Here is a 16,056-nt window from a genome sequence, read left to right on the forward strand (position 1 = left end):
TCGTCCTCGACCGCCATCTCCACCCCGTCTCGCCGGAGCGCTCAGGCTACCGCGCCATCATGCGCCCGAGAAACCAGCCGAAAGGCAGATCAGCCGAGGCTCACCGTGCGGGCGGGACGACGGTTACGGTGAAACACGAATGGGCGCTGGTCTGCACCGCCCATAACCTCACCAAGCTCGCCAGGGCAGCCGCTGCCTGATGCACGGCGGGCGCGCCGGCGAGGAATACCGCTCCGCCCCAGCGGCGGTCAGTCCGAAATGCGGTTACCGGGACGCGCTCCTAGCTCGCGCAGCACTTCCATGAAGCCTGCGAAGCGCTCGGGGCTGATCTGTGCGGTGGAATGCCGGAGCAGCCGCGCCGGCACGGGTCCTGAGAGCGCTACCTCGGTGGGACGCTACCAGCGACGGCCATGCCCGAGGCGAGAGGTGCTGGCCCTTGCGCTGACCAAGACCGCACCCAACGCCGCTGCGAGCCCTGCCGCAATCGCGGCCGCCTTCCCAGGGTTCATCTGGACGTCCAGCAACAGGCTCCTGCCGCGTGGCGACGGTCCAGCCAGGCTGCTCCGCTCGGAGAGATCCTCCTTCGGCTCGTACAGGTTGTCCCGTCGCTCCGCACGCCCAGGGTCCTCGCTCGTTTGCATCGGCTTGGCCAGCATCTCCATGGCGTAGTCGGTCAGCCGGGGCGCGAGCGCGCTTCCTACGCTGGTCAGCCAGCCCGCTGAGCCAACGTAGAGGTCGCGCACGGAGGTCTCACAGGCGTGCAGGATGGCGCGCGCGGCCACGCGCGGGTGGTAGGACGGGGGTGGATTGCGGGTGCCCCTGGTCCCCATCGCGTTGCGCGCGTGCTCCATGAAGGGCGTATCGATCGGCCCGGGCTTGATCAGCGTGACTGAGATCGGCAGCCCCTCGCCCTCGAACTCCATCCGGAACGCGTCAGTGGCGTTCTTTACCGCTGCCTTGGCCGCACAATAGGGCCCCTGCAGCGCAATGGCGCGGTCGCCCAGCACACTCCCGACGTTGACGATCGCCCCGCCCCGCTTCCGGAGGTGACGCGCGGCGGCGAGGGTGCCGTGGACGACGCCCCAGTAGGTCACGTCAAACAAGCGCCGCTGGTCTGCGAGGGAAACGTCCTCCATGCGGCCGTAGATGAAGGCACCAGCGTCGTTGACCCAGGAGTCGAAGCCGCCGAAGGCCTCAATGGCCTTCGCCGCGACCGCGTCCACCTGCACCGGGTCGGCCACGTCTGCCACCTGGTACTCGGCCCGTCCGCCTCGGCCGCGAATCTCCTCAACAAGGCGCCGCAGCGCGTCCTCGTTGCGGGCGGCGAGCACCACCGCCGCGCCGCGCTCGGTGGCCATACGCGTGGTGGCCAGTCCGATGCCGGAGGTCGCACCGGTGACGACGATGGTCTGCCGCGAAACCGGCTTCAAGCGGATGCGAGGCATGGGGCTCTCCTGGCTTCAAGCCTCAACCCACAGTCAGGGGAGCAGTTGCCACAGGCACGCCTGCGCCCATCGACACCCTCGACCAGTTGGCGCTCTAGCAGCCTGTCGGGTTTGAGTTTGCTGGCGGTGGGATAGTGGAGTTGCGGGTCAGGCGGCGAGCCGCAGGCGGTGAAGCCTGCGGCAGTCGCCCTAGGCATCGCTGAAAGGATAAGCCGCTGCCGGCTCCCACGGTCCGCCCCGGTAGTGCCACAGCAGCAACCCGGTGCCCTGGACCTCGAATGGCGCGAAGCCGGAACGAAGCCGGTCATGCAATGCGCGCGCCTGCTCCGCACTGGCCTTGTTCTGGATAGTGACATGCGGCCGCAATAGCTGCCGGTCCTGCGGCGTTAACCAGTCCCGCCAAACCTCGGCCAGCTCGGCATGCAGCCGGGCGAGCGCCGGTGAGCGCAGCCGGTAGGCCACCCCGCGCCCCATCATCCAGAGGTCATGCACCTCGAGCGTGAAGCAAGGCTGCCCTGCACACGCCGCACGCAGTCGGCTACCGATGGCCTCGATCGCCGCGCCCGGCAAGTGGTGGAACAGCGTCAGATGCGCTGGCAAGTAGTTCCGCTCGGATGGGAAATGAACTTTGCGCTCGGCGTGCAGATGGTCGACATCCTCACCGCGGTGCTGAGCGACGGGCTGACGGCGGCCGAAGCGGCCTGCGCCGAGGCATTGCGCGACGGCGTCCACTCGGCCGACGTCATCCTGAACATCCTGGCCCGGTAGCGCGAGCCGATGCCGCCGGTCGCCATCCTGACCCCCGAGGCGCTGCGGCTGCGGCACGAGCCTGCCGCCGACTGCGCCCGCTACGACAGCCTGAGGAGCGGCGTGTGATGGAGCGTACCGAGATCCTCGCCACGATGGGCGAACTGAAGCTGTACGGCATGAAGGCGGCGTTCGACCAGATCGTCGCCACGGCAGTGAAGCGCCAGCATGAGCCGCAGCGGGTGATCGGCGACCTCGTGGCCGCCGAGATCGCCGAGAAGCAGGCCCGCTCGATCAAGTACCAGATCACCATTGCTAAGCTGCCGCTGGCCAAGGACGTGGACGACTTCAGCTTCGACGGCACGCCGATCAACGAGGTGCTGGTGCGCGACCTCGCCGGGGGCAACTTCCTGGCGCACCAGCGCAACGTGGTGTTGGTCGGCGGCACCGGTGCCGGCAAAACCCATCTGGCGATCGCCATCGCTCGGGCCTGCATCCGCGACAGGGAGCGCGGCCGGTTCTACAATGTGGTCGATCTGGTGAACCGGCTTGAGGCCGAGGGCCGCGCCGGTCGGCATGGTCGCATGGCCGACCACCTCTGCCGGATGGACTTCGTCGTGCTCGACGAGCTTGGCTACCTGCCGTTCGCGCAGTCCGGCGGTCAGCTGCTGTTCCACTTGGTCAGCCGTCTCTACGAGCAGACCTCCGTCATAGTCACTACCAACCTCGCCTTTGGTGAATGGCCGAGCGTGTTCGGCGACGCCAAGATGACAACGGCGCTGCTCGACCGGCTGACCCACCACTGCGACATCGTCGAGACCGGCAACGACAGTTGGCGGTTCAAAAACCGCGCCTGACCCTTCCAGAAGCAACGGCCACGCTCGGGTCGTCCGCCCCTCCGCCTACGGCTCCGGGACGAACGACCCAAGCGAATACAGCGTGCCAGCAAGGGGTCCCTTTTGGGCTCTCCACGAGTTCTGGTGCAGCGAGGCGTGTCCGGGGCGGCGCGCGCCCCATACCCCATATAGGTAGGCTCTTGTCCTTTGTTTGTACTGTGCCGAGTTGCTTCGCCGTTTATTGCCTCTGATCCCGGCGGTCCAGCAGGTCCTGCCCGAGCCCGACTGCATCGTCATCCTGACCCAGCCCAAATCCTCCACCTGCGCCTGCCCGCTGTGCGGGCAAGCCTCGGGGCGGGTGCATAGTGCACTGACCCAGACGGAGGATTCACAACGAGGCGCTGCGGTGGAATTCTCCAGGCATGGCCCAGACCGTCAGCGTCATCGTTGGATCTGAGGATCGCATCCGCCTTGCTGCGATCCTCAGTGAGCCGTCACCGCAGCAACCCGCATAGCCGGTAACGAGGCCTGCGAGCCGCCGGTCGAGGCTGCAGGGCCAGCGTCGCGCAGCCCACGCATTGCCAAGGCCCAAGGCCGTCGGCCGTCAGCAGGACAATCTCGGCCCGCCAGACGTGCTTCTGCGGGCTGTTGCGGTCCGCCACGATCGCCTGCAGCCGGGTTCGGTCGGCGGCGCTCACCTCGACGATGATGCCTGTGCGCATGCACCAGACTCGCATCTCAGGCCGAGCGCTGGAATCCCTTCCGGGACTCTTCCGTCAGGCGCGATCCACTAGGTGTCGAGCAGCGCTTGTCGGAGTAGATCGTTCGCGCGGCTCTGCCAGCCGTCGCCGGTCGCACGAAGCCGGTCGACCACATCCCTGTCCAGCCGGATCGATACCAGCAGCTTGGTCGGTGCCTTCTGCGGGCCACGCTTGCGCCGCGCATGTGCGGCCACCACCGCCGGCACCACCTCGACTGCCGGCCGCGCCGCGGCGAAATCCGCGTCGGTCCACTCGGGGTTGTCGGGATCCTCGGCAATGCCGCGCTGGATCGCCGCCTCTTCCTCTGCCGTGGGCAGCCTATACTTGGGCGCCATATTGCTTTGCCTCCTTAGTGCTGGCGCGTCGCAGGCTGATGATCCGAAGGTGCGTCCTGCGGATCGTGAAGACCAGCACATGCAGCAGGTCACCGACCGGGCCGATCGCTACCAGCCTCACCTCGCCGTAGTTCCTGCGGGTGTCCGCAAGGACCAGGGCCACTGACCAGTCGAAGTCCTCAGCGGCAGCGAAATCGACGGCGTGCTTGGCGATGTTCGCGGCGCGCTTCTCTTCGTCCCACTCGGTGACCATGCATACTGTGTATATACGAAAAGCCGAAGCATGCAAGGTTTATCGTAGCTACAAAAATATCGCCCGTCGGCACACTGTGGTGACGCGCTCCTTCGGACGGCCGGTAACGTTATGCGAGGAGATGCGGGCCAATGCGGTGCTAGACCAGATGTCCGCCTGAGTTAGGGGCGACCCGTCTCACAGTATGCAGGTTGCGAGGGTTGCGCCGGGTAGTCCGGCACCGGTGCACGCATGCGTGCACCATGTATAGGGAGACGAGTCATGGAGAAGCCTATCACCTATATCGGCCTTGATGTGCACAAGGAGACGATCGCGGTGGCCTTGGCCGAGGCGGGCAGGCGGAGCGAAGTCAGGGAGTACGGCACCATCGCCAACACCCCGACGGCGCTGAAGGCATTGGTGAGCAAGTTGGCGGAGTCCGGTTCGGTGCTGCGTTTTTGCTACGGTTGACGGCACTGCCGTCAACGGACCGTGCGGCTACGGAATTCAGCGGCAACTGAGCGCCGCCGGGTATGAGTGCGCCGTGGTCGCGCCCTCGCTGATCCCACGCAAGCCGGGTGATCGGATCAAGACCGACCGGCGGGATGCAGCCAACCTGGCTAGACTGCATCGGGCGGGAGAGCTGACCCCGGTCTGGGTGCCAGACCCGGCACATGAGGCCGTCCGCGACCTGGTGCGGGCACGTCAGGCAGCCGTGCGTGCCCTGCGGCAGGCTCGCCAGCATCTATCCGGCTTTCTGCTACGACAAGGTCAGCACTACAGCCGACCGGCCTGGACCCTGATGCACCGACGCTGGCTGGCCGGGCTGCGCTTCGCGCAAGCAGCCCACCACCTCGTCCTGGAGGACTGCATCGCCGCGGTCGAGGCGGCGACGGCTCGGCGCGATCGCTTGGAGGCTCATATCGCGGCAGCGTTGCCGGACTGGTCCTTGGCACCGGTGGTGCGGGCGCTGCAGGCCCTGCGCGGCATGGCGCTGGTAGCGGCAGCGACACTGGTCGCCGAGCTTGGCGACATCACCCGCTTCACCAATCCGCGGCAGCTGATGGCCTATCTTGGGCTGGTCCCGTCCGAGCATTCCAGCGGCGGGACCCGACGCCAGGGCGCGATCACCAAGGCCGGGAACGGCTCAGCCCGGCGCATGCTGATCGAAGCAGCCTGGAGCTACCGGTTCCCGACCCGGATCAGCCGGGAGCTTCTGCTGCGCCAGGAGGGTTTGGCCAAGCCGATCCGCGACACCGCTTGGAAGGCACAAGAGCGGCTGTGCGGGCGCTACCGCAAGCTAGCCAGGGCGGGGAAACCGCCGAACGTGGTCACCGCTGCCATCGCCCGCGAACTGGCGGGTTTTGTCTGGGCTATTGCCAGACAGGCCCAGCCTGCTGCCGACTGACACTCCGATCCTCCACAACGCTGGCCAGGGAGGCCGATCACCGACACGATTTCATCCCAAGCTGGACAAGGCTGGGGGCACGGTCACGGCAGGAGAACCCTCGTGTGCACTACCAACCGGATCCGATCCGACGCTGGCCGCTAGACAGAGGAAGCTTCGCGACGCATCACCGGTCCTGCGGTAGCCAACCCGCGTATCAGAGCATGATCAACCGTCGTCTTATGATCGTGCCTCCTGCCCTGTCCAGCGACGGTCATGCTGAACAGCCTGTAAAAACAGGCCAAGGATCACTGCACCTGCTGCTTGAAACGGCGGACATGAGAGTGCACTGACCCAGACGGAGGATTCACAGCAGGGCGCTGCGGTGGAGTAATCTGGGCATGGCCCAGACCGTCAGCGTCATCGTTGGATCTGAGGATCGCACCTGCCTCGCTGCGATCCTTGGTGACCGGAACCGTCCGCTCAGGCGTGTGCAGCGGGTCAACATCATCCTGCTGTCCGCGGAGCGGCTGCCGGTTCTGGAGGTGGCGCGCCGCGCGGGCGTCAGTCGCTCCGCGGTCTGGCGCTGGCAACGGCGCTACGCCGAACAGGGTTCGGTTCAGCGCGTCGGCAGAGATCGCCACCTCGGTCACCTGCCGACCGTCGGTTTGCGAACGGAGCCCGTCACCGATGACGCGCTTCTAGCGCGACACATCGGCCTCCACCAGGGCGCGCCAGTTGTACCGCGATGCCCGCTGCCAGCCCATGCGGTCGCGCTCGGCAATGCACTGCAGATGCCGGTCGCGTTGTGTCGGTGCAGTCTTCGCAGTATCGCTCGGAACCGCACTCGCGCGTGGCGGCACGATCATGACCGCATCGGGATGCCGTGCCGCGACGTTGGCGTAGACATCATCGCGGTCGTACGCGCCATCCCCGGTGAAGGACGCCACCGGGCCGTCAACTTGTTCGAGCAAGGGGCCAACCTGCAAGCCGTCGTCGGCATCATGCTCAATCAGCACCCCAGCGACGATCCAGCCGGTATCGGCGTCGGTCGCGAGATGCAGCTTCCGCCACGACCGGCGTCGCCGCGTTCCATGTTTCTCGACCAGCCACTCGCCGGGCCCGCAGAGCCGCAGCCCCGTGCTGTCCACCAGTAGATGTACGGGTTCCCGCCCGCCGCCCAGCCGCGGCAGTTTTAGCGTTTCAGCTCGGCGGCTCATCGTACTGCGGTCGGGTACCGCGAGATCCAGACCAAGCAACTGCAGAATGGAGCCGATCAGGCCCTCGGTCTGGCGCAGCGCCAGGCGGAACACCGCGCGCAAAGTCAGCGCCGTGGCGATCGCCAAGTCCGAATAGGAGGGTTGCCCACCGCGGGTGGTGCGCGGTGCAGCGCGCCACCCTCCGACGGCTTCTGCGGAAAACCACACCGTCAGGCTGCCGCGGGCGCGGAGCGCGGCCTCGTATGCGGCCCAGTTGGTCACCCGGTGCCCCTGCTTGAGAATATGATGGCGGCGGTCGGCGCGCGCTTTGAGCGGCAAGAGGCGGCCCCTAAACAGTGGAGGGCCTCGCCCCGGCCTCACTCTACCCGAAGCCGTTCAATCGGACGATCCGTGCAACAAGATCCCGCTGCGCCTGAGTGCCAAGGGCCGGCACAACCCCTGCACGGCCCGCACAGGAGCAACAAGGGCATGCTCCGCGCAGAGCTTGCAGGGACCACGCAGGAAATCAGCTGAGACCGGGCACACGAGACCAATGAACGGCGGAGCGTGCTTGCGATGTCCTGCGCAGGAGGAGGCCACGCCCAGGTATACCTGGAGCACCGGCCGCGCCATGATCCTCTCGGGAGGAACACCATGTCGAACGATGGAAAGAGATTCGCTGGCAAGACTGCGGTCGTCACCGGAGGCGCGTCCGGCATCGGTCTGGCCATCCTGCGGCGCCTGCTCGCGGAGAGTGCCGCCGTCGTTTGCGCCGACGTCGATCCCGAACGGCTACGAACTGTGGAGGCGGAGTTCGAGAGCGACAGCATCCTTTGTGTTCAGACTGACGTCACGAAGGAACGCGAGATCGAGGAGCTGGTGCGCAGCGCCGTGGGCCGGTTCGGCGTGCTGGACTGTGCATTCAACGCCGCGGGGGCGTCCCGTCCAGGCTACCTCGTGGACCTAACCGAGGAGGCCTGGGACTACACCGTGGACCTTTGCCTGAAGGGGGTGTTCCTCTGCATGAAGCACCAGGCGCGGCAGATGCTCGCGCAAGGGGCCGGGGGCGCCATTGTGAACATCGCCTCCCTCAACGCGCATGTGCCGATGCACGCGGGCGCGGCCTACGCCTCGGCCAAGGCGGGGGTGGAGATGCTGACCCGCAATGGCGCGTTGGAGTGGACCGACCAAGGCGTCCGCGTAAACGCAGTGTTGCCCGGCCTTGTGCAGACCCCCTTGACCCGCCGGCATTTCGGCAACCCTGAGGCGCTAGCCGCTTTCAAGGCGCGCATCCCGCTCGGCCGGCCGGCGCAACCGGAGGAGATAGCCGGTCCGGCGCTGTTCCTCGCCAGTGAGGATGCCACCTACGTCTCCGGCGCGAGCCTGCTCGTGGACGGGGCCTGGGCGGTCAGCGGCTATCCGGACATGCGCCCCTTCCGCGGCACACCAAAGTGGAGGGCTGGTTCGGAGATCGCCTGAGGTGCTGAGAGCGGGTCAACGCGGTGCGTCACACTTGGGGCATTCTCCCGGCCCTCGATGCCTCGGCCGCTGCTGATGCGACGCACCCCAGGAACGATGCGCCACATGGTGACCAGTGATGCCGCCCGGCTCCTCATGATGTCGAGAGCGGAGCTGGACGAGCTCTTTGCCACCGCGGAGGCGGGGCCGGTGCCGGGCGGCGAGTACCAGGGAACGCTCATCCTCCCGCTGGGCGTCGTACCCCTACGTGGCATCGCGGCATCGGCCGGGCGCTTGGCGTGGCGCGGTAAGGTCTTCGACGCTGAGGCGCGACGGCTGACCAATCAGGTGTTGCACTTGGGGGTCCATGCCGTCACTGCCGAAGTCCGTACGGGGCCGAGCCGGCTGGACGGGCGCGAATGCATCATCCTCGACTACTCCCGGAGCTCCCTGGTCGCGCGCGGCGTCCAAGACGAGCTACGGCTGCTCCGGCCCAGTTTCTATCTCGGCGAGGCGTACTGGCATGGGCTCCGGATCGCCGACTTTGCTCTTGAGGCTGACTGGCGCGCCCCGCCTCGCGGCACACAGACGCGATGACCATATTTCCTGCCATCCCGCCAACGGAGGCCGCCATGCCGCCGCCCATCACGCCGTCTCTGCTCGGTCGTCGCCTCGTGGCTTCGGGGCTTGCCGCCATCGCGGTCGGGCCGCTGATCTCGGGCAGGATGGGGCTGGCCCAGACCACCACGCTACTGCCCACTCCGCGGCAGACGGCCGGGCCCTTCTACCCCGTGGACTAGTCGGGCGACGTGGACGTCGACCTGGTGCGGGTCACGGGTGAGGCGGCGCGGGCGCAGGGCGTGGTGGCGCACCTGCGCGGCCGCGTTCTGGATGCGCGGGGTGAGCCCTTGCCGGGCGCGGTGGTGGAGATCTGGCAGTGCGACGCCTTCGGTCGCTACCGCCCCCGCGTAACCAGGTAGAGGGGCGCGATCCGGGCTTCCAGGGGCGAGGACGGGCGTTGACGGGGTCGGACGGCGGCTATGCCTTCCGCACCATTCGGCCGGTCCCATACCCTGGGCGGACACCGCACATCCATGTCGCGGTGACGGCGCCGGGGCGGGCCCCGCTGGTGACGCAGTTCTATCTGGCTGGCGAGCCGCTGAATGAGCGCGACGGGCTGTTCAATGCCTTACGCGACCCGCGCCAGCGCGAGGCGCTGTTGCTGCGCGTGGAACCCGCCGATCGGCTCGAGCCCGGCGCCCTACGTGCTAGCCGGGACATTGTGCTCGCCTAACTCGGCAGCAAGCCGGGGCAGTGTCAGCCGGAACCGGATGCCTGAATTCCAGTTTTGGCGAAATCCTGCGCGGAGCACATCATGGCACAGCAAGGCAAGGAATCGGCGCCGCCCGATGACAACCGGCATGAGAGGGCGAGGGACCTCGGCGAAGCGGCGCTCGGAAAGCTCGCGGAGGGGCGGGAGGCCGAGGCCGACCAGCTGATCGAGAAAGCCAAGAGGCTTGATAAATCGGCGCTAAAGGAAATCGTGGAGGACCTCGACGAGGATGCCGGCTCGAACCCGGATGCCGCTAAGAGGGCACCTGGCTGATCGCCGAGCCTACCCAATGGGTCGTCGTCGCGCTCGATGCCCGGCGCCGCGGCAAAGCTTTGCCTGGCGCCCTCGTTGCCGCTCCGGTCGTGTGACATCCCGCCATCACGCCGGAACCCAACAAGAACCAGGTCTGACCGCAACTGGGGCGCTGCGCATGGCGTTTCCGAGTGATGGAGCAGCAGATCACCATCGCCCGTCCAGCCGACGAGGTCTTTGCCTACCTGGCGGACCTGGCCCATTTGCGTGACTGGTTACCGCAGCTGCGTCGTGAGGAGACGGAACTGCCGGAGACTGGGTTGGAAAGCGACCGTGCCGCCGGCACGGTGCGCTGGTCCTTTGACCCGGTTGGAGAGTGGCGGGTGCATGGGACAGAGGGGGTGACGACGCTGACGCTGTACCTGCAGCGCGACACCGCCCCGGCGGCCGACCCCACCGGACCGGAGACGCCGGAGGACGCTGCTCGTTTCAGCGCGGAGGCCGCGTTGCAGAGCCTGAAGTCGCATCTCGAGCGGGCCGGAGGAGGCGATCCGGACCTGCATACAGCTGATGTTTCTGGCCGTGCTTTCGGCCATAGCGCCACCAGCGACCCAGATATCTGAGCTACGCAGCCTCAAGTCGACAAAGGGGGACCTTACACGGCCCCGGGCCAGCGACGATGAGACAGTCGCGCCGTCGGTAAGGTCGGCGGGGGACTTCACGCGAGGGGACTGACCGGCGCATGGGGCGGTGCAGACAGGAACAGAACCAGCGACCGCAATGGTCAGTCCCAGCGGCGGCAAAGTTTAGCATGCGGAACGTAGCACCGATTCGCTTCCTCGGCGTGACCGGCCGCACGACGTACCGGAACTGCTTCTTGCGTTGAGCCTTCCAACTTCGTGCCAAAGGAGCCGCAAGTGCCGAACGACGAGAGTAAGGGAACCGGGGAGCCCGGCTGGACCGAGGAGGAGAAAGGCCAAGGAGCTCCCACACTTGGTAATGCGGACGCAGGGAACACGGCGGGCGAAGCAGTGCCCAAGTCAGGCTATGGCGGCGACGACCGTGCCGCGACGGAAGCCGTGGCGGCGCGAGTGAAAGAGGACTCTAAGGGCAAAGCCAACCCTGAGGATCGTGAGCAATGACCAACCTGCGTCCGATGTGAACCCTGTGGCGCCTGATTGTTGTGAACTCGGAGTTCCACATGCCGCGGACCCGGATGGTTCTCGCCCTGCCGCCTGCCAGTCCGCTCTACACCTTGGGCTGCCGCACCGTACCGGACCAGGGTCTCACGAAGGCGAGCCTCGAGGCGAGGCGCGAAGCAGGTCGTGAGGATGGAAGGATTTCCGCCGCACCTTCCGCGCATAGCCAGCCTCGCTGCGCTGCACCGAGGCTTTTTCACCAAGCATCGGGCCTATGCCGCGGCAGCCGATCCTTACAGAGATGCACCTGCGGCCCCCGCACTGGAGAGCTGATGGATGCGACACGACGGCAACAAAGTGACACGAACGCTTCAGTGATGTACGCCGGCAGAAACGTCCCCTGGTGCGGCAGCGTCAAACCTTGTTGTCATTGAGGGGGAGAATCGCCATGCCCAGAACAGTCAGCGGTGAGTTCGACATCCGGCGCGAGGCCGAGCTTGCAGTCGAGCGCCTCGTTCAGGAGTACAACATCGACCGCTCCACCATCGAGGTAATGGCAGCGAGCGATGAGAACACCGCTGGTGTGGTACCCTCAGGGGCGGATCGCGACACGAAGACGGGAGAGCCAGGATCGAGCCCCACGCGCGGCAGAATCCGTGTTTCGGTAACCGTCGACGATGCCGTGGCCGACCGAGCGCAGGAAGCGCTGAGGCAGGCCAGGGGCGTATAGGCAGGGGGCGCGGCCCGGCTCACCGCCACCGACCCGAGAACAACTGCATCCAATGGGCCTCGGCTCACGGATTGACGTTAAGGTGTCGAGATGCCTTCGGCGGTTCATCGCCCTTATGCATGGCGGCGGCGTGGGCGAGTGCCGCGCGGTCCGCCTCGTCCAACCGCGTCGCTTCCCGCAAGTGCTCGGTCCAGGACTCGACGGCCCAGAGCTCCGTCCAACGGTCGGGCTCGGCAACATCCTCGTAAAGTCTCCAGACAAGGGCCCCAGCACGCATACGTACGTGACGGACCTCCCCCATGGCTGCGACGAAGGCATCGCGGTCAGCAGGATCTATTCGGTAGTGAACTGCCTCTAGCACTCGCCTAGAGTCTTCGTGCAGTAGGTCAGCAAGCGTTGAGGCAGGCCTCTTGGGTCGGGGAAGGGGGATGCTGGGCAAAGCCTTGATCCGCGATCCCGCTGTGCCCGGCGCCGCACCGTCAAGTCGCCAAGGCCGTACCACAGCCGCAGCGATAGCCCCGGTGCCAGCACAGAGGCTGAGGGCCATCGGCACGCCCCACCTCGTTCCCACCCATCCCCACAACGCAGCACCGAGTGCCAGCGCGCCGAAGAAGGCGAAGTGATAGACGCCGAGCGCCCGGGCACGCGCCCAGGCCGGTGCGGTCAGCTGCGCGGCAACCCCGAGCGTGCTGCCAGCTACGAGCCAGGCCGCGCCGAAAAGCAGCATGGCTGCAGCCGCAGGCGCCCAGTGCGAAGCCAAGGCAAGCAGTGCCGTGGCGGCGTAAGCCAGAAGCGAGGCGAAGAACACCAACCTGCCCTGCGGGAGGCGCTCCCGGAGCATTGGCATCGCTACCCCCGCCGCTACGGCGCCGGCGCCAGCCACGCCCAGCATGAGACCAAAGGCTGCCGGGCCCAGTTCCAGCCTCTCACGCACAACAAGGGGAAGCAGCGCCCAGACAGCGGAAGCGAAGAGAAAGAAGGCGCAAGCGCGCAGGATCGCCGCACGCATGGCCGGGACCGCAATGGCACAGCGCAGGCCGGCACGTACCGCCGATGGCAGTCGCTCCGGCGGAAGGTGCGAGCGGGGCGGCATGGGGCGGCGCCAGGCGACCAATGCCCAGAGCAGCGCGAGAAAGCCGAGGGCGTTCAGGGTGAAGGCGGCCGCGGCGCCCGCGGCCGCCATGACGAAGCCGCCGAGCGCTGGGCCGAGCGCGCGGGCCAGGTTGAAACCGACGCCGTTCAGAGCGACTGCCTGAATCATGTCCTCTCCCGGCACCAGCTCGGGTGTCGCTGCTGCCCAGGCCGGGAAGATCACCGCAGTGCCCGCTCGATTGCGAAGGTCAGGGCCAGCAGGCCCCAGGGGCCGAGCAGGCCCAGCGCAGCCAGCGCGGCGAGCAGGAGCCCGGCCGCGGCAATCCAAAGCTGGGCTGCGACGAGGGTGCGGCGGCGGTCAAGGATGTCGGCCAGCGCGCCCCCGGGTAAGGCGAAGAGGAAGACCGGCAGCATGGCCGCGGCCTGCACCAAGCTGACCATCACCGGCGAGGGGGCGAGCGAGGTCATCAACCATCCGGCACCAGTGTTCTGGATCCATAACCCAGTATTGCTGGCCAGATTGGCGACCCAGAGTGCGCGAAAAGCACGGTGGCGGAGCGGGGCGAAAGCAGGGGATGCTAACACGACGGAAATCGCCTCTGGGGCGGGAGGACAGCCGTGGCGCGGCAGGGAACTACTCGTCCGCCCGTGCCTGAGATATGCGCCCCGACCAAGCGCATTCACCGGCCAGCGTCGGTGCGCTTCGCAAGCTGGCAGGCAGATGAAGCCTGGCGCAGTCCCTCACTGCCGGGCGCCATGGAACCCCACGGCACCTGTAACTTCCAGAACCAATCGAAGCGGTGGCGCTCGGCAAGGAGCGATACCGACCTGGCGCCGCGTGGCCGCGCCGGCGCACCTGTGCCGCGCCCTCAGCCGCACGGTCAGCAACGAGCGACCCCTCAGACCGACTGCTGCATCGCTGCCGGGTTGATCTCGCTCTCGGCCAGCATCGTCAGCTTCTCGTCGGTGGCCTTCTCCTCTTTCAGGGTCTGCTCCAGCAGATCGGCCACGGGCCGCAGACCGGACGATCGTGCCAGCGTGCGCATGGTCCCATAGGCCGCAATCTCGTGGTGCTCGATGGCCTGTGCGGACGCTACCAATATGACATCCAGCAGCGGGCCGCGCTGGTGCTGTGCAATGAGGCGCTCGGCTTCGGCGGCGAGGCCCTGCATCGCCTCGCAGGGGGCACCTTGGATCTGCGCACCCATCTGCTGCCCTGCCTGCTCAAGGCGGCTGACCTGTTGCTGGGTTTCTTGCCGATGCGTCTCGAAAGCCTGCTTGAGGGAAGATGACGTTGCCGCTTGCGCCAGCTTGGGCAGGTTCTCGAGCGCCAGCTTCTCGGCGGTGTAGGCCTGGTTCAGCTTCTCGATCATCAAGGCTTTCATGTTCTCGGCCATCTTGGCTTTCCTCCTTGCTCCGGCGATGCCATGGCGCCCCTCGGCACCACGCCGCTTACTGAGCATCCGTTAACGGTGGCGCGGAGAGGAGGTTTGTTGGTTTCCGCCAATGGCCCGCCACTATGCTCTCCAGCGCCGGAAGAGCGCCGCAGCCGAGCCCGATCAGGATGCGCCTCGGCTTACGCGCCATGCTGATCGGAAGGTGGTCCCTGCTTGCCGCCAGCTCAGGTCAGTCGGCCGTCGCCTCGATAATGCTGAGCGCCGATGTGACCTGCGCCCGTGAGTTGGTTCCGAGTTTGGTGAGGGAGTTGGCCTCCTTGGAAGGAGGCAGGGATGCCGAAGAAGCGTCACTCGGCGGAGCAGATAATCGGGCTGCTGCGGCAGGCCGAGGTGGAGTTGGCGCAGGGCCGGACGTCAGGGAGATCTTGTACCGCCTGCGGATGCTGAGACACCGAGCTGCAGCCTATGCGGCGAGAGCCGCGGATGAAAGCTGATCCTGCCGAACGGCACTGGGCGGCCTGAAGCGGTGTCGCTCGATCAGCCGGGTCGCGTTGTAGGTATCGCGCAACTCGAGCAGCGCCTGCCGCAGGTCCTCGACGGTGTTGAGGGTCCGCACCCAGAGCAGGTTTTCCTTCAGGGTACAAATGGTCGAAGCACTGCTCCGACCGCCGCGCAGCCATTGCCCTCCGGCGCGTGGAGGAAGGCGGGCGGGTGGCCGGGAGCGGTGGCCCGACACGAGCAGAACTGGCAGCAGCGCGAGCCTATCTCGCGCGGAACTGAACTTGAGTACGGCCCCTGTGGAAATCTCGGTGAAACACCTTGCTGACAGTGCCGGATGCTGATTCGCTTGCGCCTGCAGGGTAACGGTGGAGGCAAGGATGGGTCAGCGGCGGATCGGGCTGGCCCGCCCGACATGGCAGCCATCGTCGAGGGCGCCGATACCATCCTCGACCCACGCACCGGCCTCACTGGCTGGGCGCAGAAAGGCAGCATCAGCTCCAGCTCTACCTCGCCGATGGGCTGGCCATCGCGGCCCGCGCCGACCCCGACGCTCTCGCCTTCCGGCCGCTGGCGGAGGTCCTGGAGGCGCACAGCGCGGTCATGGTCAGCCAGCTCGACGCCCTCGAGGCCTAAGTTGCGGAGGCCGAGCGGGAGGGGCTTGAGAAGTACCCGCTCTACCGGTGGACGAAGGCGACGCTCGACGATCCGGCGAAGCGCCTGAAGCATATGCGAGCTTTCGCGGTGCGTCTCTCCGGCCGGGAGGTGTACCCGAAGGAGACGGCGGACGCGCTCAAGGCCGCGCTGCGGCCCCTCGTGGAGTGCGGGCTCGTCGAGCGCCTGTGCAGGCACGACACGAACCCGGGAGTGGCGCCATCAGCGCCGGCAGGGTCACCCTTTCCGACTGCCGCCCATAAAGGATCGTCTCCCAAATGTCCGGCGCCAACAGTGTCAGCCGCATCACGCGAGAGACGTAGGAAGAGTTGATCCCTTCACCGGCGGCGAGCTTGTCTATCGTGCCGTAGCTGCCTCCCTCGAGCATATTACGTCGTCGAAAGACTTTGGTCAGCGCCTTGACGAGCGTGGGGTGCGGCTGGCCGTGCGCGCCGACGTCACCATATCACCCATATGAGACAACCAATGCCGCGCGCCCGACAGCCGGACCCGACCCAGTCCCTGAAAACTGCCATCGTCGGCCGCGTCGTCGCCCTTTTC

18 protein-coding genes and 6 pseudogenes are annotated in these 16,056 nt (G+C 66.9%); 14 read left to right on the forward strand and 10 right to left on the reverse strand.

Features of this window, described 5'->3' with window-relative positions; all coding sequences use genetic code 11:
- The coding region (locus H7965_RS30485) for a hypothetical protein (RefSeq protein WP_222440805.1) at positions 1 to 200 on the forward strand (200 nt) is incomplete at its 5' end.
- 195 nt (positions 201 to 395) lie between these two features.
- Here H7965_RS30485 and H7965_RS25065 read toward each other — a convergent pair.
- Together H7965_RS25065 and H7965_RS25070 are read right to left on the reverse strand one after the other, a co-directional pair.
- On the reverse strand, positions 396 to 1,445 hold the full coding sequence (locus tag H7965_RS25065; RefSeq protein WP_186773298.1) for an SDR family oxidoreductase: 1,050 nt from the start codon (positions 1,443 to 1,445) through the stop codon (positions 396 to 398).
- Positions 1,446 to 1,634: 189 nt separating this feature from the next.
- Positions 1,635 to 2,045, reverse strand: coding sequence for a 2'-5' RNA ligase family protein (locus tag H7965_RS25070; protein WP_229682784.1), 411 nt, complete (start codon positions 2,043 to 2,045; stop codon positions 1,635 to 1,637).
- A 42-nt stretch (positions 2,046 to 2,087) separates the two neighbouring features.
- Between H7965_RS25070 and H7965_RS25075 the strand changes: the two are divergent.
- A pseudogene (locus H7965_RS25075) lies at positions 2,088 to 2,321 on the forward strand (IS21 family transposase); the annotation flags it as partial.
- The gene (gene istB, locus H7965_RS25080) at positions 2,321 to 3,049 is read left to right on the forward strand and encodes an IS21-like element helper ATPase IstB (protein WP_186773299.1); all 729 of its coding nucleotides are present in this window, start codon (positions 2,321 to 2,323) and stop codon (positions 3,047 to 3,049) included. The pseudogene H7965_RS25075 and the gene istB, both read left to right, overlap by 1 nt.
- A 566-nt stretch (positions 3,050 to 3,615) precedes the next feature.
- Here the strand turns inward: istB and H7965_RS25085 are convergent.
- The 3 genes and pseudogenes from H7965_RS25085 to H7965_RS25095 all read right to left on the reverse strand — a co-directional run.
- Positions 3,616 to 3,750, reverse strand: a pseudogene (locus H7965_RS25085) (IS630 family transposase); the annotation flags it as partial.
- A 68-nt stretch (positions 3,751 to 3,818) separates the two neighbouring features.
- Positions 3,819 to 4,124, reverse strand: a complete 306-nt coding sequence (locus tag H7965_RS25090) for a BrnA antitoxin family protein (protein WP_186773300.1) — start codon at positions 4,122 to 4,124, stop codon at positions 3,819 to 3,821.
- Entirely contained in the window at positions 4,108 to 4,377 is a 270-nt protein-coding gene (locus H7965_RS25095; RefSeq protein WP_186773301.1) for a BrnT family toxin, read from the reverse strand. Before H7965_RS25095 ends, H7965_RS25090 begins: the two co-directional genes overlap by 17 nt.
- A gap of 261 nt (positions 4,378 to 4,638) precedes the next feature.
- Here H7965_RS25095 and H7965_RS25100 point away from each other — a divergent pair.
- Together H7965_RS25100 and H7965_RS25105 are read left to right on the forward strand one after the other, a co-directional pair.
- Positions 4,639 to 5,764: pseudogene (locus H7965_RS25100) on the forward strand (IS110 family RNA-guided transposase).
- Between the two features lie 380 nt (positions 5,765 to 6,144).
- Positions 6,145 to 6,357, forward strand: a pseudogene (locus H7965_RS25105) (helix-turn-helix domain-containing protein); the annotation flags it as partial.
- Here the strand turns inward: H7965_RS25105 and H7965_RS25110 are convergent.
- Positions 6,352 to 7,281 (reverse strand): annotated as a pseudogene (locus tag H7965_RS25110) (IS5 family transposase); the annotation flags it as partial. The pseudogenes H7965_RS25105 and H7965_RS25110 overlap by 6 nt on opposite strands.
- A 315-nt stretch (positions 7,282 to 7,596) precedes the next feature.
- On the opposite strand from H7965_RS25110, the gene H7965_RS25115 reads away from it, so the two are divergent.
- The 9 genes from H7965_RS25115 (at position 7,597) to H7965_RS25145 (ending at position 11,854) form a co-directional block, all read left to right on the forward strand.
- Positions 7,597 to 8,421, forward strand: a complete 825-nt coding sequence (locus H7965_RS25115; RefSeq protein ID WP_186773302.1) for an SDR family NAD(P)-dependent oxidoreductase — start codon at positions 7,597 to 7,599, stop codon at positions 8,419 to 8,421.
- Between the two features lie 105 nt (positions 8,422 to 8,526).
- Positions 8,527 to 8,997 (forward strand): hypothetical protein, encoded by a 471-nt coding sequence (locus H7965_RS25120; protein ID WP_186773303.1) that lies wholly within the window; start codon positions 8,527 to 8,529, stop codon positions 8,995 to 8,997.
- The gene (locus H7965_RS30490) at positions 8,994 to 9,200 is read left to right on the forward strand and encodes a hypothetical protein (protein WP_222440806.1); all 207 of its coding nucleotides are present in this window, start codon (positions 8,994 to 8,996) and stop codon (positions 9,198 to 9,200) included. The genes H7965_RS25120 and H7965_RS30490 overlap by 4 nt, the downstream gene beginning before the upstream one ends.
- Before the next feature lie 9 nt (positions 9,201 to 9,209).
- A complete protein-coding gene (locus H7965_RS30495) occupies positions 9,210 to 9,380 on the forward strand; it encodes a dioxygenase family protein (protein WP_390624607.1) in 171 nt (56 codons plus the stop codon).
- A complete protein-coding gene (locus H7965_RS30500) occupies positions 9,338 to 9,694 on the forward strand; it encodes a dioxygenase family protein (protein WP_268239778.1) in 357 nt (118 codons plus the stop codon). The genes H7965_RS30495 and H7965_RS30500 overlap by 43 nt, the downstream gene beginning before the upstream one ends.
- Positions 9,695 to 9,775: 81 nt before the next feature.
- Positions 9,776 to 10,006 (forward strand): hypothetical protein, encoded by a 231-nt coding sequence (locus tag H7965_RS25130; protein WP_186773304.1) that lies wholly within the window; start codon positions 9,776 to 9,778, stop codon positions 10,004 to 10,006.
- Between the two features lie 173 nt (positions 10,007 to 10,179).
- A complete protein-coding gene (locus H7965_RS25135; protein ID WP_186773305.1) occupies positions 10,180 to 10,608 on the forward strand; it encodes an SRPBCC family protein in 429 nt (142 codons plus the stop codon).
- A 294-nt stretch (positions 10,609 to 10,902) separates the two neighbouring features.
- Positions 10,903 to 11,127 (forward strand): hypothetical protein, encoded by a 225-nt coding sequence (locus tag H7965_RS25140; RefSeq protein WP_186773306.1) that lies wholly within the window; start codon positions 10,903 to 10,905, stop codon positions 11,125 to 11,127.
- Positions 11,128 to 11,572: 445 nt separating this feature from the next.
- Positions 11,573 to 11,854 carry a hypothetical protein gene (locus tag H7965_RS25145; protein WP_186773307.1) on the forward strand — a complete coding sequence of 94 codons (282 nt, stop codon included), beginning with the start codon at positions 11,573 to 11,575 and terminating at the stop codon, positions 11,852 to 11,854.
- A 64-nt stretch (positions 11,855 to 11,918) separates the two neighbouring features.
- Here the strand turns inward: H7965_RS25145 and H7965_RS25150 are convergent, their stop codons facing one another.
- The 4 genes and pseudogenes from H7965_RS25150 to H7965_RS31310 form a co-directional block, all read right to left on the reverse strand.
- Positions 11,919 to 13,169: an MFS transporter gene (locus tag H7965_RS25150; protein WP_315898709.1), complete on the reverse strand. Its 1,251-nt coding sequence runs from the start codon at positions 13,167 to 13,169 to the stop codon at positions 11,919 to 11,921.
- A complete protein-coding gene (locus H7965_RS31820; RefSeq protein WP_315898710.1) occupies positions 13,166 to 13,630 on the reverse strand; it encodes an MFS transporter in 465 nt (154 codons plus the stop codon). Before H7965_RS31820 ends, H7965_RS25150 begins: the two co-directional genes overlap by 4 nt.
- A 215-nt stretch (positions 13,631 to 13,845) precedes the next feature.
- Complete coding sequence (locus H7965_RS25155; protein ID WP_222440809.1) at positions 13,846 to 14,343, reverse strand: YciE/YciF ferroxidase family protein; 498 nt, start codon at positions 14,341 to 14,343, stop codon at positions 13,846 to 13,848.
- Between the two features lie 463 nt (positions 14,344 to 14,806).
- Positions 14,807 to 15,051: pseudogene (locus H7965_RS31310) on the reverse strand (IS3-like element ISMtsp5 family transposase); the annotation flags it as partial.
- Positions 15,052 to 16,056: the final 1,005 nt, after the last annotated feature.

Source organism: Siccirubricoccus deserti (assembly GCF_014283215.1).
GTDB lineage: Bacteria > Pseudomonadota > Alphaproteobacteria > Acetobacterales > Acetobacteraceae > Siccirubricoccus > Siccirubricoccus deserti.